Origin of the sequence: Fibrisoma montanum (assembly GCF_003583365.1) — a bacterium.
GTDB lineage: Bacteria > Bacteroidota > Bacteroidia > Cytophagales > Spirosomataceae > Fibrisoma > Fibrisoma montanum.
The window spans coordinates 32038-47911 of record NZ_QXED01000011.1; the positions used below are offsets into that span (position 1 = coordinate 32038).

Genomic DNA, 15874 nt, shown 5'->3' on the forward strand with positions numbered 1-15874 from the left:
CCAACTATACAAACTCCGTTTTGAACGGTTTAATGTAAACGGCCACAATCAGGGAGTTGTTTGAGCCGAGTCTTATAAGTTCAGCAGGCCGGTCGGCTGCGGGCAATCCGAGTGTTCAGTAATCTTTCGTAATTTTGTCCAAATTGTTGGTATATGACAGAGCAAGCAGTAGTTGAACAGCCTCTATACGACGAAATCCCATCGCTCGATCTGGCCGATTTTACGTCCGGCGATCCAGAGCGGAAGGCCTATTTCGTGCAGGAATTGGGCCGGGCCTTTAATCAGATTGGCTTCGTGGCCATAAAAAATCACGGTCTGACGGAGGACATGACCCAGCGTCTATACGCATCCGTCAAAGAGTTCTTTTCCGCCCCGGATGCTGTTAAACAGAAATATGAACACCCCGAACTGAACGGTCAGCGTGGCTACGTCGGCAAGGGCAAAGAAACGGCCAAGGGGTTCAAGGTGGCCGATCTGAAGGAATTTTACCACATCGGGCAGCCCGAACCAGCCGGCGACATGCCGGCCAACGTGTTCCCGGACGAGTATCCGGCTTTTGCCGAGAACACCCTGTCGACGTACCGCACGCTCGAAAACGCGGGCCGGACGTTGCTGCGGGCCATCGCTTTGTACCTCGAACTACCCGAAGATTATTTTGAGGATAAGGTGCAGAACGGCGACAGCATCCTGCGGGCGCTGCATTACTTCCCGCTCGATCCGAACGTAGTGCCGGACGGGGCTGTTCGGGCCGCTGCGCACGGGGACATCAATCTTATTACGTTGCTGATGGGAGCCAGCGCCGATGGCCTTCAGGTGCTGCGTCGGGATGGGAAGTGGATTCCGATTACGGCGCTGCCCGACCAGGTCATCGTGAATGTAGGCGACATGCTCGACCGGCTGACCAACCACAAGCTGAAATCCACCATTCACCAGGTAGTGAATCCGCCCCGCGAACTGATGAACACCTCACGGTATTCCATTCCGTTCTTTATGCACCCGCGGGGCGATATGAACCTGACGTGTCTGGAGAGCTGCATTGATGCCGGGCATCCTAAGCTCTATACCGACATGACGGCCGGTGAGTTTCTGGATGAGCGGCTTCGCGAACTGGGCCTGAAAAAAGCGTAACCCATTGTTGGTAGTTGCCAAAAGGGCTATCGATTCTGTAGAAATTGGTAGCCCTTTTTTGTAAACTGACTCCAGATTTGATTATTTAGTAAAAAAGTAAAGCAATGTCGAGATAGACTGTTGAGTTTGTAGTTAATTCAACTCAGCAAGTCACATCGGGTGTTGCTATGTACAGACATCTCCTCCTTCGTTTACCAAACCGCATGCTTCCTAACCTGACGACGGTTAAGCCGGTGCGCCGAATCCGGTACATAATCTTCCTGAAGGATGTGCTGATTCTGTCGCTGACTACGTTCGGGGGGCCACAGGTGCATTTGGCGATGATGTTCGACCGGTTTGTGCGGCAGCGTCGGTACCTGACCGAGGAGGAACTGATGGAGCTTAATGCTCTGTGTCAGGTGTTACCCGGCCCTACGTCCACGCAGACCATTACGGCCCTGGGCTTCAAGATTGGTGGTCCGAATCTCGCTTATCTGACCTTACTGCTGTGGGTGCTGCCGGCCGTATCAATCATGACGGCCGCGGGGGTCGGTGTGTATTACCTCGAACAGAATCAGTTGTCGCTGCGTTTCGCCCGGTTTATTCAGCCGATGGCGGTTGGGTTTCTGATCGTAGCCGGATACCGGATTGGCCGGAAAGTGATCAAGAATCAGACGAGCCTGGTGCTGGCGGTGCTGGCCGCCCTGACGGCCTACGCGTTTCGATCACCTTACATGACACCGGTTGTGATTGTGGTAGGAGGTGTTACAACGGCCTTGACGTACCAGAAGCAGCAGCGCATGGACAAGATACCGCTCCGGGTCGAGTGGGCCAATTTCTTTCTGTGGCTGGGGGTGTTGGTTGGAGCCGCTACCCTTGGCGCTATCACGCAGTCGTTGCCCGTCCGTCTGTTCGAAAACTTTTACCGCAACGGCAGCCTCGTATTTGGCGGAGGGCAGGTTCTGACCCCCATGCTCTACAACGAGTTCGTGGCGTTTAAGCAGTACCTGACCCGGGAGGAGTTTCTGTCGGGCCTGGGGCTGGTACAGGCCGTTCCGGGGCCGGTGTTTGCCTTTGCGTCGTACATCGGGGCCTTATCCATGCGCGATGCAGGTGTGTACGGCCAGTTCTGGGGGAGCTGCGTGTCAACCGCCGGCATCTTTCTGCCCGGTACGTTTCTGATCTTCTTTGTATACCGTTTCTGGGATCAACTCAAGCGGTACCGCGTCGTTCGGGCGTCGCTGGAAGGGATCAATGCCGCCAGTACGGGGCTCACCGCGGCTGCGGCTCTGGTGCTGTTTGAGCCGATGGTGCCGCACTGGCCTTCCGTGATGATCGTTATCTGCACCATCGTTCTGCAGGAATTTACCCGCGTTCCGCCTTTCCTGCTAATCATCGGCGGCCTGGTCGCTGGCGTTGTCTTCTAAGGATAGGGTATCCTAAAATGTGTTAAAAGATACATATTGATTCGAACCGAATCCGGCTACACCTGTATCTTGCCCATGAACCAATTTTGATAACTCAATGAAAAGCTTTTCAATTCTTTTCCTGATCGGTTTAGGTTTGACTGCTCAGGCGCAATCAGTAACCGATACCCAACAGCAAACGTTGTTGGGCCAGGGACGCGTGATAGTGGGACTCGGCACCGGTTTTGGTTATGCAGGCTACATCGGCAACTCGTACCATGTTGCACCGCGAATCCAGTATTTTCTTAAAGATGGCTGGTCGGTAGCGCTGGATGCCCGTTACGATGCTAATGATGGTTCACAGACAGAGTTTTGGGGTGCCGGATTGTCTACCCGGTACTATTTTTTGAGAGGGCAGCGGTTTGCCTTGTTCGGGCAGGCTGGAGCCATGTACGGACGTACCAAGTATTATACCGATTACGCCGGTTCCAACCCCCAGCAATTTGTATCCCCGCAATTTGCGAACACGTTTCAGACGCACGCGGGCTTAGGTATTCATTACCGGCTCGGCAAGCGCTGGTCGCTGGAAGGGCTTGCGGAACGTACGCTTTCCAATAGTGGCCGCCCCTCGCTCGATGCCAGTTTATGGCGGACAAGCATTGGGGTCAACTTCCGAATCAGATAAACGATACGTTCGTTTTGGAGGGATATTCTTATCCGTTGATCCAAGGTCTGAAGCCGGTCGACCGGCTTCAGACCTTGGATCAACGGGTTTTAAAGGTCGTCTGACAGGAACTTGCGGATGGTCTGGAACGGTCGTGATCCCTGTGGTTTACCATTCGGAATTTTGTCGGCGGGAGCGCCGTTAGGGCCGGGTGGTCGACCGTTACGTCCGCTGTGCTGCAACGACAGCATTTCCTTCTGCAACTGCCGCTGTTCCTCGTCGCTCAGGACTTTGCGGGCTGCTTCGCCTTGGCCATAGCCGTCGTTGAAGTTATGGATCCGACTGTCGGTCTGGGCTAGCTTCAGGTCGGCCATCAATTCGTTTAACTGGGCCGCAATGAGCTGACGTTCCTGCCGAAGTTCGTCCAGCGAGGGCAGCAGATCGAGGTTATGCTGCAATACGTTCTGCTGGGTACGTTCTTCAGCCAGTTGCTGTTCGATGGGAGCCAACTCTTTATCGAGCCGTTTCAGGCGCCGGCGCAGTTTCCAGAGCTTGATATCGGCCTGCAACCAGCGGAACCAGAACGCCGACAGCACCGGCAGGGCAATGCCCAGACAAACCGCACCGGCCAGCGCAAACAAAATCCCGCTCAGCACAAACGACAGCAACGCCCAGGGGCTGTTCACCAGCGTCAGGTTTAGCTCGTTGGATTCCTGCAGTTGCTTTTCAATCCGAGTCAGCGTTGCCGGGTCCAGCGCCTGCGTAGCACCCGAGGGGTCCGTATTGTTAAACTGCATTTGCCGGATCGACTTGTTAATCGCAGCTTTCAACTGATCGGTACGGTAGGCTTCGTACCGGAACCAGCCCAGCACGGCCAGGGTCAGCACCGCAAAAACGGCCAGTGCCATCTTAAAGCGTTCGTACTTGGTCCGGTTGCGCTCGGGGTTTTCCTGATACGGCTGCTCGATGAGCCGGTCGTAGGCCGGTTTCAGCAGAATGGACACCATAGCCAGACCCACCGCAAAGGCCCAGGCCTCGTTCGTGTTCCGGATGTTCAGGGCGTAGGCTACGATCTCGTGCGAGATGATCAGATCGCCCGCCAGGAACGAGATACCGGCAATCAGGAACAGCAGGCCCGCCAGGAGTGAATATTCGGGCGCAGCTTTGGTACGTCGCTCCCGTAGCTGGTCGCGGTCGGATTCCAGTGCCTGCCGGTTGCGTTCCCGCTGATTAACCTGTTTTAAAAGCTGTTCAACCTTCAGCGCGTGCGTTTGTAAGGCTGCATAAGCCGTGCGTCGGGCGTCGGTGGCTTCGGCCAGTTTGTTGTCCGTTCGCTGAAGCTCGGCCTGTTTTTCGCCGATCCGCTCGGTAAGCCATTCGTTGCTGACCTGACTCGACAGATAGCCTTCATATGTTTCCCGGTTCACACCTTCCACACCACTGGTGTAGCCGTGCTGAAAGTCGGGATTGTTCGTTGGTTCCATAGTTGCGCATTTACGGTATTCAGTGGGAGGGGCCGGGATAAGCAGACCGAAAACTCATACACCGAATACCTGTTTACCTGGTCAAAATTTCCGCCCGTTGCCGCTCCGTGAGTCGATCGCGGAGGCTGCGGGCCAATTCAAATTCGCTAATAAACAGGTTAACAAGCTGATCGCGCCGGGCGTTCAATCGGGCTGCCTCGGCTTCGGCCCGGTTCAGAGCCGTTACAAGCGGCCATTTCTGCGCCCGGATGGCGTCAGTTTCCAGCGTAAGGTGTTCCAGCGCAGCTTCCAGAACCGGTGTCTTCTGGGCCTGATCGCGACGGAGCTGCCGGTTAGTCTGAATGGTTGCGAGGTCGCCGGCCAGCACGGTAAACAGACCTAACGTTAGCTTACCGGCCAGCAGGAACGTAAAAAAGACGAAAACAAACAAGGCAAGCGCCGACCAGACGGGGCGCGTTGCCCAGGCCTGCGCCAGCACAAACAGCGATGTCGCCAGCGGCAAACCTACTTCTTCCAGAAGCCGCCGACCCGAGAAGCGGGCTTCGGAATCATGAAACACGGATGTTCGGTTGAACAAGCCAAACATGCCTGTCAGATAAACCCCCACCGCTATCCACCGATTGTCGGGAAAAGCGGGCCGGAGCGTATCGTCGATCAGAAAGAACGTACCGACGCACATCACAATGGCCAGTAGTAAGCCGATCAACGTCCGCGGCAGATACGTGTCGACAACTGAGCGGGTACGGAGTTGGTCGAGTTGTTGCCGCAGATCGTTGATACGGGTTTCTTTCTGCTCAAGGAATAGGTTCAGTTCGCCAATTTTTTCGGAAAAACGCTCAATCTCCTGTTCAACCGGAGCGGTTTGCTGCGCAAAGTGATACCGGATAACGGCCACCTTCTCCTCCGGCCCGGCTTCTGACAGGCCAAAGAGTACGCCTTCATCACGTAGCGCATCTTCGTCGGCGATCCAGTGGGGCAGTGGCTCAACTACAGACGCTACGTCGGCAACCGATACGTCGGGCTGCACGGTTGCCTGTACCGTGGGCGTGGGGGGAACAGGAGGAAGAACCGGCGTAACCAGGGAACTTACGGGCTGGTTGCCGGACCGAAATACGTTTCGTATGCGTTCAATAAGTGTCATAGATTGAGCAAAAGACCTCCACACGGTGACCAACAGGTAGTTAGCAACTAGCGAGTCATAAAAAGGGACGTCTTACCATGAAAAACCCCGTAAGTAACGGAATATTGCCTTACCGAAGCAAATTCTACTTGGATAACCCGGTTGTGGTGGGCTGCACCGTCCGCAGAACGAACAGCCGGAAGAAGCCCCACGACACAAGCATAAGCCCCGCAAACAGAGCACTCAGAAAGGGGTTGTAGTAGGCAATGGCAACGAGGCAGATAACAGACAGAAGCAGCGCAATCAGAGGAACAGCCGGGTAATAAGGGGTTCGGAAGGGGCGGGGTAAACCTGGTTCTTTCCGGCGCAGAGCCAGCAAACTCAGCAGACTGACAATGTACATCATCAGGGCTCCGATTACGGATAGGATGATGATCTGGCTGGTGGTGCCGGAAAACAACGCCAGCAAACCAACCAGTCCACCCACGATCAACGACCAGTGTGGTGTTCGGAAACGCGGATTAACCTGCGCCAGAAAGCGGGGCAGGTAGCCGGCCCGGGCCAGCGCATACAACTGACGCGAATAACCGATGGTGTTGGCATGAAATGAAGCAATCAGGCCGAACAAACCCAGCCCGGCAAAGATTTTCGCCCAGGCATTCTGGCGGCCCAGCGTCAGGGCGAGCGTTTCGGGCAGGGGGTAGTCCAGCTGACTGATCAGCCGCCAGTCGCCAGCACCGGCGCAGAGCAGCATTGTGCCCAGCGCCAGCACAACCAGCGTACCAATGCTCAGCAGATACCCCCGGGGGATGGTCTTCTTCGGGTCTTTCACCTCTTCGGCCACCATCGCTACGCCTTCGATAGCCAGATAGAACCAGATGGCAAAAGGCAGGGCGGCAAAGATACCCCCGACGCCAAACGACTCGTTGTGCGCCAGAACGTTATCCATTTTAAACGCCGGAGCAACGAGGGCCATAAACACCAGCAGTTCGACCACGGAGAGTACCGTAACGATAACCGAGAAATTGGCTGCTTCCTTAATCCCCAGAATATTGATTCCGATAAAAACGACGTAGGAGACAGCCGCCACGCCAAGTACCGGCAGGACTGGATTCAGAAAATGGGCATAGGCACCGAGAGCAGCCGCAATGGCCGGGGGAGCCATCAGAAAATCGATGAGGGTGGCAAAACCGGCGATGAACCCACCCGTTGGCCCAAACGCCCGGAACGCATACGCAAACGGACCGCCCGCTTCCGGAATGGCCGTAGTCAACTCCGTATAGCTAAAGATAAACGCCAGGTAAAGCACCGTAACCAGCAGCGTAGCTATCAGAAAACCAACCGTACCGGCAACGGCCCAGCCGTAGTTCCAGCCGAAATACTCGCCGGAAATAACCAGGCCGACCGCGATCGCCCAAAGCTGCGTAGTGGTTATAACTTTACGGAGGGATGGTTCCTGCATGTCGTTCGTTACGGTGTACGGGTTTGGTTTACGGTAGTCGGTTGAGGGACGGCGGGCAGCAGGCGGCAGCTATCGTGAACCGGAGCCCCGGCCGCCAAATACCATCGTCCGGAAACTAGTTTTACCGCTGGGGAAAAATGCGTTGAAGTGCTGCCCAGAGTCGACGTTTGAGGTTCAGGTCGGCTTCGATGGTGGGCAGCGAATCGGCCATTAAGAACGTAATGCCTTCAAACCGAACCGGTTGGTAACGATCCATCATGATATCCAGATGGATCCGCTCGAACGGTACGCCAAAGGTGATGAAGTGATTGATGAATTTACCGCGCAGGAGTTCGGCAAAATCCATGTCCCGAACGCCGTGCAGATTCAGCAGATCAACGCCGTTGATGTTGAGGTTAACCGCTTTCAGAATCTTTTCCAGAAACAGCAGGTTGCTTGGGTCAAGTTCTTCGTCAGCCAGCAGCAACACCTTATGGTTGAGCTGCGGTACGTTGACTGGCTCAGGTATAACCGGCAGCACCGGTTGGGCAACCGGTGGTACAAGCGGGCGGGGCTGCGACTGAGGGAGCGGCTCGGGCTGCGGGGCCACCGGAGCAGGCATCGGCTCGACCGCAATAACAACACTGTCCGGCGTATCGACCAGTAAGGTGTCTATGTCAGCTGGTTGATCCTGCCGGACACTCGGCGGAGCTACCCACGTGTCGTTGGGTAGCCGATACAACTGCTCCTGTTGGTATAATAGCTGGTAAAACGCTTTCTGAGACATGTAAACGAAGCCGGACAGTCGGGCATCACCGGATGCCTACTGGTCAAAAATACAAAAAAGCCGCGCCCATGACAAGGCGTGGCTTTCGTCATAGTTGGATAAATACTCAGGTTGGCTGCCGGGTGGAGAACTGAATGGCCCCATACAGCCAGCAATAGCCCGTGACGCAGCCGATCGCAAGGGCAAAGGCCAGCGTAATCATAACGTAGGCCAGGAAGCTGGGGATAAACCCTAACAGACAGGGAACAATGAGATCAACGATCAGAATCGCCCGGACCAGTTGGTCCAGAAAGCCAACGTTTTTCTTCAACTGCATACGGTTAAGGGTATCGAGTGAGCCTTAAATATAGGTTAATTAACAACGTGTTATACCGTTAGCTAAGTATTTTTCCGCATACAATAAAAAAACGCCCACTTTATGTGGGCGTTTAGGACTAAATGGTAAAAAGTCAGCTACGTTCTTTAAACCGTCAGCGCCTGCCGGTGGATGATGGCTTCCCGGTCGGGGCTGGTCGAAATGAAGCTGATCGGCAACCCAAGCGATTCTTCCAGAAAGGATACGTAGGCAGCTAGTTGCGACGGCATTTCATCAAACGCATGGACATTGGTGAGGTCGGTCTGCCAACCGTCAAATGACTTGTATATCGGGGTCACCGTTGTGTCGCACAGATCGTACGGCAATTGTTCGGTCACCGTACCATCGGGCAGTTCGTAGTGCGTGCAGATGTTGATCTGGTCGAAAATATTCAATACGTCTACTTTCATCATTACCAGCTGCGTAACACCGTTGATCATGATGGCGTATTTCAGAGCGGGCAGATCAAGCCAGCCACACCGACGTGGACGACCCGTTGTAGCGCCAAACTCGTTACCGGCTTTCCGCATCTGTTCACCGGTTTCGTCGAGCAACTCAGTGGGGAAGGGGCCGCTGCCGACGCGGGTGCAGTAGGCTTTGAAAATACCGTATACTTCGCCGATCTGCCGGGGGGCTATGCCCAGGCCCGTACAGGCACCGGCGGTCATCGTATTTGAACTCGTCACGAACGGATAAGAGCCAAAGTCAATGTCGAGCAGTGAGCCTTGGGCGCCTTCTGCCAGTATCTTCTTCCCGTCGTTCAGCGCCTGATTAACTGTATACTCGCTGTTGGTTAGCTGAAACTGCTTCATGAACTCAACCGCGGCAAAGAACTCCTCTTCGGCCTGGGGCAGCGTTGATGTATAGTCGAAGTTGTTCTGCTCCAGGATCGTTTTGTGTATCGTAACGAGTGTGTCGTATTGCTTACGGAAGTTGGGCGACAGAACGTCGCCAACCCGCAGGCCCTGCCGACCTACTTTATCCTGGTACGCCGGACCGATACCGCGTAGGGTTGAGCCGATTTTGGCTGCACCTTTCGCCTGCTCATAGGCCGCATCCAGCAGGCGGTGCGTCGGCAGAATGATGGATGCTTTTTTCGAAATCTGAAGGTTCTGCGTCAGGGGAAGGTTATACTTCGACAGGCCATCGATTTCTTTCTTGAACACAATGGGATCGAGCACAACCCCGTTGCCAATGATGTTCAGGATGTCATTGCGGAAAATCCCGGACGGAATCTGGTGCAGAACGTGCTTGAAGCCGTCGAACTCCAGGGTGTGCCCGGCGTTTGGTCCACCCTGAAACCGGGCAACGACCTGATACTGTGGTGCCAAAACGTCCACAATCTTACCTTTTCCTTCATCGCCCCACTGGAGGCCTAACAAAACATCTACCATTCTGATTTGGCCGTTGACACGGCGCTGGTTACATTAATTCGTTTATTACACTGATTTGACTGTCCGGCGCGGGCTGACTATCCCGGAACGTAAACGCCAGCGGCCCCGGACCGCTGGTGTTAAGCAGCGTGAGCCGTTCTTTGGCCTCGGCAATGGTTGGGGTATGGCCGGCCGGAACCCACCACAATACGGTTGTCTGCTGGTCTGGCTTCTCAAACCACTTCCGGCGGTCTTTCATAACCTCCGTATGAAGAGTTCGGAATACAAACTGCTGGAGTTTTTCAACGGACTCCCATACAGATAGGTTAACGATAATACGTTCGTCGTCGTAGGGCCGCAGATCGGTCGCGTTGTTGCCTTCCCCGGTAAGTCGCCAGATAAACCCATCACTCTGCTCGGCCAGTGTATTGATACCAGACAGCTGGGCGACAAACTCGGCCATGATCGGGTGATCGATTGTCGGCGCGAGCATTCGCGAAATATTCATCTGGGCCAGATGATGGGTCTGGGTTGGCATACGCAGCGTGGCTTACTCTTCAACAGGCACCTGAACTCCCTGGGCGTCTTTGCCGGTCAGCTGCCGGTTTTCGCACTGATCGCGGGCGCAGCTGCCGTAAAAGATCAGCGAATGGTGCATCACGTTAAACTTGAGCATATCGCCCACCATGTTCTGGATGTTCTGAACGCGGGGGTCGCAGAATTCCATCACTTTGTGGCAATCGGTGCAGATCAGGTGATCGTGCTGGCGGTACCCGTACGATTTCTCGTACTGCGCGAGGTTCCGGCCGAACTGGTGTTTGGTAACCAGGTCACAGTCGACCAGTACGTCCAGGGTATTATACACCGTGGCGCGGCTGACGCGGTACTTCTTGTTTTTCATCGAGATGTACAACTCATCCACGTCGAAGTGATCGGCGCGGTTGTAAATCTCTTCCAGTATGGCAAAGCGCTCGGGCGTTTTTCGCAGTCCCTTGCTTTCGAGGTAGGCTGTGAATATGGTCCGGGCCGCTTCTAAGTTCGATTGTTTCGGCGCTGGCATAATGCAAAGTTAGTGGTTATTGGGCGTGGGGCAAGGGGTAACGAGCAGGGGGGCTGGGTGGAGGGCCTGTATGTATGCCCTCAGCGCGCTGCCCCATGCCCTTCGCTTAATCAAATCGTACGACTTCAAACACTCCCTGAACCCGCTCCAGCTTGCGCATAAGCGTTTCCAGGTGCGACGTATCGTTTACATACAGCTTAATAATGCCTTCAAAGATGCCATCTTTCGAGTCAATCGTCACCGAGCGCATATTGATGTGCAGTTCGTTGCTGATGACCCGGGTAACGTCGTTGACCAGCCCCACCCGGTCCGTACCGGTGATGCGCAGACCCGCCAGGAAGGCCAGTTCTTTCTGCGACGTCCATTTGGCTTTGATGATGCGGTTGCCGTGGTTCGACATCAGCTCGACGGCGTTGGGGCACGTAACGCGGTGGATCTTAATGCCGTCGTTGATCGTCACGAAGCCGAATACGTCGTCGCCCGAAATGGGGTTGCAGCATTTGGCCAGCGTGTAGTCGATTTTATCCATGTCCTCACCAATGAGGAGCATATCGGCATCGGCCCGCTCGCCGTGTATTTTCTTCAGCTCTTTCTCGAACGTCTTGCCGTCCTGAATTTTGTCGGTGCTGAGCTTGTTCTGCCGATTTTCGCGGGCTTCCTTCTCGGCTTTGAACTTCTTCAGTTCCTGAACGTCGATGTGGCCTTTACCCACCCGGTAAAAGAAATCGTCGGTGGTTTTCGAGCCGAAGTAAGCCCGCAACTGGTTAATGACTTCGTTGGTCATCTCCAGCCGGAGTACCCGCAGTTTCTTATGAACCAGATCGCGGCCGTCGGTAACGTAGCGTCGATTGTCTTCCTTGATCAGGTCCTTGATCTTGGTTTTAGCTTTCGACGTAACGACGAACCGGAGCCAGTCTTCGCTCGGCTTCTGGCGGTTTGAGGTAATCACTTCGACCTGATCGCCGTTCTGCAGTACGTGGCTGAGGGGAACGAGGGTGTTGTTGACTTTGGCCGCCATGCAGTGTGCGCCGATCTGCGTGTGAATATCGAACGCAAAATCCAGTGCCGTAGCGCCCCGTTGCAGCACCTTCAGGTCACCTTTGGGCGTAAACACGAAAACTTCCTCGCTGTAGAGGTTGCTGCGGAAATCATCAACAAACTCAATGGCGGTTTTCTTATCGGTATTGCTCGTGGCAGTTTCGAGCATATCACGTACCTGACTGATCCAGGCTTCAATGCCGGCACCGGTCTGCGTATCGTTGCCTTTATATTTCCAGTGAGCCGCGTAGCCTTTTTCGGCAATTTCGTTCATGCGTTCGGTCCGGATCTGCACTTCCACCCACTGCCCGGTTTTGCTCATAACGGTGGTATGCAATGATTCGTAGCCGTTGGTACGGGGCGTACTGATCCAGTCTTTCAGGCGGTCGGGGTTGGGCTTGTAATGGTCCGTAACGATGGAATACGCCCGCCAGCAGGCTGCTTTTTCCTCATCGGACGGAACATCCAGTATGATCCGAACGGCAAACAGGTCGTAGATTTCTTCGAACGGCTTTTTCGACTTGTTCAGTTTGTTCCAGATGGAATAAATGGACTTTGGCCGCCCCTTGACGATGTATTTGATACCGGTTTCGGCCAGGTCCTGCTCAATCGGTTCGATGAATCGGTTGATGAAGCGGTCGCGGGCCAGCCGGGTTTCCCGCAGCTTTCGGGCAATATCCTTGTAAGCTTCCGGTTCTACGTGTTTAAGATACAGGTCCTCCAGCTCGGATTTAATAGCGTACAACCCCAGGCGGTGTGCGAGGGGAGCGTAGATATAAATCGTTTCAGACGCAATCTTCAACTGCTTGTCGCGGGGCATGGAGTCCAGCGTCCGCATGTTGTGAAGCCGGTCGGCCAGTTTGATAAGAATCACCCGCACGTCGTCCGACAACGTGAGCAGCATCTTCCGGAAGTTTTCGGCCTGCTGCGAAGTGCCGTACTCAAAAATACCCGAAATCTTGGTCAGTCCGTCGATGATGCGGGCCACTTTAAGCCCAAACAGCCGTTCGATGTCGGCGATGGTCATATCGGTATCTTCCACCACATCGTGCAGCAAAGCCGCCACGATGGAGGTAGTGCCGAGCCCAATTTCCTCGACGGCAATCTGTGCCACGGCCAATGGGTGGTATATGTACGGTTCGCCCGACCGACGGCGCATATTTTTGTGCGCTTCGGCGGAGGTATTAAAGGCTTTCTTGATCAGCTTGGCGTCGTTGTCTTTCAACAGCGGTTTGGCGGCCCGCAACAGGCGCCGATAGCGTTTCAGGATTTCCTGTCGTTCCTGCTCTAAGTCAATGACGGGTTCGGCAGTTGTGGCGTTCATATTACGTTTGGCGTCTGATGGACAGGAGTCGGTGCGATGGCTTTCCGCCCCTGTAATCGGTTGTACTCTACTACCAAGATAACAAAATAAACCTCAGTTTTTGACTAGGTAGCTATGAAAAATAAATCCTTTTGACTGGCATCTTGACGAGTTAAAACTTATTCGTACCTTTGCGGACCGAAAAACGGTTTACAGCAGTCGGTTTGCGACCAACAGGGATACAAAACGGCTGTCTGAAAACCGGGCTACCTGCGGGCGTGGCGAAATTGGTAGACGTGCCAGACTTAGGATCTGGTGCCGCAAGGCATGGGGGTTCGAGTCCCTCCGCCCGTACAAAGTTTTGAATGATTGAATTGTTGAATGATTGAATGTAAGCGTCAGCCAATTCAATCACTCCTCAACTCAATCATTCAATCATTTTAAACGGATACGATTGTGGATATAGTACTCGAAAAAGCCAGCGAAACCAATGCGTCGCTGAAAATTACCCTGACCCCGGAGGACTATAAGTCTGAGGTTGATAAAAAGTTGCGGGAATACGGCCGGAAAGTATCGATGAAGGGCTTCCGTCCGGGCCACGTACCGGCATCGCTCGTTCAGAAAATGTACGGTAAAAGCATCCTGGTCGACGAAATTAACGGCCTCCTGGGCCGTACGGTCAGTCAGTATATCCGCGAAAACAAGCTGCAGGTCGTTGGTGATCCGGTGCCCAACCGCGAACAGGCCGATGCCATCGACTGGGACAACCAGACCGAATTTGCGTTCAGCTATACGCTGGGACTGGCGTCGGAGTTTGATATTAACTTCAGTGACCTGCCGTCGGTAACGCAGTACAATATCCTGGCCGGCGAGAAAGAGGTAAACGAAACCATCACTAACCTCCAGCAGCAGTTCCACTCGCATACGCACGCCGAAGAAGCCGCCGAAGGGGATACCCTCTACGGTGAACTGAAGCAGGTCAGTGCGCCGGAAGGGGCGGCTCCGTTTGAGACTAAAACGGCACTGCCGCTGAATAAGGTCGAGGAAGACTACCTGCCGTTCTTCATAGGTAAGAAAAAAGGCGAAACCTTCACTTTTGAGATTGAGAAAGCGTTTCCTGACGAGAAAGACCGGGCTTTGGCAACGGGCGCTAAAAAGGAAGAAGCTGTTGACCTGACCGGTGAGTTTTCGTTTACAATCGAGGACGTAACGCGCCATGAGCCGGCCGAACTGAACCAGGAGTTCTTCGACAAAGTGCTGGGTGCCGGTGTGGTTGAAGATGAGGAGCAGTTCCGCACCCGGGTGCAGGAAATCATCCAGGGTAACTACGCCCGCGAATCGGCGCAACTCCTGCGTTTTGACGTCGAAAAGACGCTGCTGGATAACACGCCTATTCTGCTGCCCGACGAGTTTTTGAAGAACTGGCTGGCTGAGGTGAACGAAGGGAAATTTACCCCTGAGCAGATTGAGGAGCAGTACGATGACTTCACGAAGTCAGTAAAACTGCAACTGATCAAAAACAAAATTGCTGAGCAGGCCGACATCAAGGTCGAGTTTGAAGAGGTAATGGAGGTTACGCGCCAGATGGTACGTGAGCAGTTTGGTTTCATGTCCGGCGACAACGAGGAGATGAACCAGACCATCGATCGCATTGCCCGCAACTACCTGATGGATGAGAAAAACAACGGCCAGAACTACACCAGCACGCACAACCGCGTGTACGACGACAAAGTGATCGAGTATGCCAAGACGCAGTTGACCATTGTGACGCAGGACGTATCACTGGACGAGTTCAAAGCAGTAGCTGAGAATCGCTAACGTACTGTGAGCTGCCAACTCGTGTTACGCTTTAAAAAAGAAGACCCATCAGCAGCGGTGGGTCTTTTTGTTGACAGTTACTTTATCTGGGCAAAATCATTATCTTGCTTCTATGAAAATCGTCCTGGAAATTCCTGATGATAAAGTGAGCTTCATGATGGAGCTATTGCGAAGTCTTTCGTTTGTAAAGGCTAAGCCACTGCCAGTAGGTACCTCTGATGAGAAAGCCCTTTTTTTTAGTGAGCTTGGCGAAGCGGTAGAAGAACTTAACCAGGTCTTGTCGGGAAAAGCGCAGGCTCGTGATGCTTACAATCTGCTCGATGAGTTATAAAATCAGAAGTCTGCCGACCTTCGACCGACAGGCGAAGCGACTCGCCAAAAAATATCCTTCGTTAAGAACAGACCTGCGATCTCTATTCGATTCTTTACAGGAAAATCCAACTTAGGGTGATGCGTTAGGCAAAAGCTGTTATAAAGTACGGATGGCTATTAGCAGTAAGAAGCAGGGTAAATCGGGTGGCGCTCGTGTTATAACGTTTGTTCAGGTTACAAAGGATGCTGTGTATTTACTATCTATTTATGATAAGTCTGAGAAGGAAACGATCGATCCCGGTGAACTAGATGCCTATTTGAGCCAAATTAATGATACATCCGGACAAGAGTAGTAATATGGATAAGTCATTTTGCTGGACGAGTTCAAAGCAGTAGCTGAGAATCGGTAGTCTGAAGCTGCATACAACTAGATTGGAAGCCCCGTTGGTGACGACGGGGCTTTTCTTTTGAGATTCGTTCGCTGTTCGATAGCTATAACGTGTAGGTATGAATGACAAAAAAGAGACCGTAGTAGATCGGTAAACAAGGGGTTGATTGCTCACCATCCACCTGTACAATTACTAAAGCCGACCCAACCTGGATCGG

At 53.7% G+C, this 15874-nt stretch carries 14 protein-coding genes, 1 tRNA gene and 1 pseudogene; 7 read left to right on the plus strand and 9 right to left on the minus strand.

The annotated features are described in order from the left end of the window. The first annotated feature begins 153 nt into the window (after positions 1–153). From DYU11_RS28070 to DYU11_RS28080, 3 genes are all read left to right on the plus strand, one after another. Positions 154–1128 carry an isopenicillin N synthase family dioxygenase gene (locus tag DYU11_RS28070; protein ID WP_119671066.1) on the plus strand — a complete coding sequence of 325 codons (975 nt, stop codon included), beginning with the start codon at positions 154–156 and terminating at the stop codon, positions 1126–1128. Between the two features lie 203 nt (positions 1129–1331). Further along, positions 1332–2534, plus strand: a complete 1203-nt coding sequence (gene chrA, locus DYU11_RS28075) for a chromate efflux transporter (protein WP_119671067.1) — start codon at positions 1332–1334, stop codon at positions 2532–2534. Positions 2535–2631: 97 nt separating this feature from the next. Then, positions 2632–3198, plus strand: coding sequence for an outer membrane beta-barrel protein (locus tag DYU11_RS28080; RefSeq protein WP_119671068.1), 567 nt, complete (start codon positions 2632–2634; stop codon positions 3196–3198). Between the two features lie 89 nt (positions 3199–3287). Here DYU11_RS28080 and DYU11_RS28085 read toward each other — a convergent pair whose 3' ends face one another. The 9 genes from DYU11_RS28085 to DYU11_RS28125 form a co-directional block, all read right to left on the minus strand. Next, positions 3288–4661, minus strand: a complete 1374-nt coding sequence (locus tag DYU11_RS28085; protein ID WP_119671069.1) for an AAA family ATPase — start codon at positions 4659–4661, stop codon at positions 3288–3290. Positions 4662–4734: 73 nt separating this feature from the next. Further along, positions 4735–5802: a hypothetical protein gene (locus tag DYU11_RS28090; RefSeq protein WP_119671070.1), complete on the minus strand. Its 1068-nt coding sequence runs from the start codon at positions 5800–5802 to the stop codon at positions 4735–4737. 124 nt (positions 5803–5926) lie between these two features. Next, complete coding sequence (eat, locus tag DYU11_RS28095; RefSeq protein ID WP_119671071.1) at positions 5927–7243, minus strand: ethanolamine permease; 1317 nt, start codon at positions 7241–7243, stop codon at positions 5927–5929. Positions 7244–7364: 121 nt separating this feature from the next. After that, on the minus strand, positions 7365–8009 hold the full coding sequence (locus DYU11_RS28100) for a hypothetical protein (protein ID WP_119671072.1): 645 nt from the start codon (positions 8007–8009) through the stop codon (positions 7365–7367). 106 nt (positions 8010–8115) lie between these two features. Continuing rightward, the gene (locus tag DYU11_RS28105) at positions 8116–8325 is read right to left on the minus strand and encodes a YgaP-like transmembrane domain (protein WP_119671073.1); all 210 of its coding nucleotides are present in this window, start codon (positions 8323–8325) and stop codon (positions 8116–8118) included. A 146-nt stretch (positions 8326–8471) separates the two neighbouring features. Next, positions 8472–9758, minus strand: coding sequence for an adenylosuccinate synthase (locus tag DYU11_RS28110; RefSeq protein ID WP_119671074.1), 1287 nt, complete (start codon positions 9756–9758; stop codon positions 8472–8474). A 28-nt stretch (positions 9759–9786) separates the two neighbouring features. After that, a complete protein-coding gene (locus DYU11_RS28115; protein WP_119671075.1) occupies positions 9787–10275 on the minus strand; it encodes a DUF3291 domain-containing protein in 489 nt (162 codons plus the stop codon). 12 nt (positions 10276–10287) lie between these two features. Beyond that, a complete protein-coding gene (locus tag DYU11_RS28120) occupies positions 10288–10797 on the minus strand; it encodes a Fur family transcriptional regulator (RefSeq protein WP_119671076.1) in 510 nt (169 codons plus the stop codon). A 106-nt stretch (positions 10798–10903) separates the two neighbouring features. Continuing rightward, positions 10904–13159, minus strand: coding sequence for a RelA/SpoT family protein (locus tag DYU11_RS28125; protein ID WP_119671077.1), 2256 nt, complete (start codon positions 13157–13159; stop codon positions 10904–10906). A 251-nt stretch (positions 13160–13410) separates the two neighbouring features. Between DYU11_RS28125 and DYU11_RS28130 the strand changes: the two genes are divergently transcribed. From DYU11_RS28130 to DYU11_RS34030, 4 genes and pseudogenes are all read left to right on the plus strand, one after another. After that, positions 13411–13492, plus strand: a tRNA-Leu gene (locus DYU11_RS28130). Positions 13493–13594: 102 nt separating this feature from the next. Further along, a complete protein-coding gene (gene tig, locus DYU11_RS28135) occupies positions 13595–14956 on the plus strand; it encodes a trigger factor (protein WP_119671078.1) in 1362 nt (453 codons plus the stop codon). A 112-nt stretch (positions 14957–15068) separates the two neighbouring features. Then, positions 15069–15287, plus strand: a complete 219-nt coding sequence (locus tag DYU11_RS28140) for a hypothetical protein (RefSeq protein WP_119671079.1) — start codon at positions 15069–15071, stop codon at positions 15285–15287. Between the two features lie 133 nt (positions 15288–15420). Then, positions 15421–15621, plus strand: a pseudogene (locus DYU11_RS34030) (type II toxin-antitoxin system RelE/ParE family toxin); the annotation flags it as partial. Positions 15622–15874: the final 253 nt, after the last annotated feature.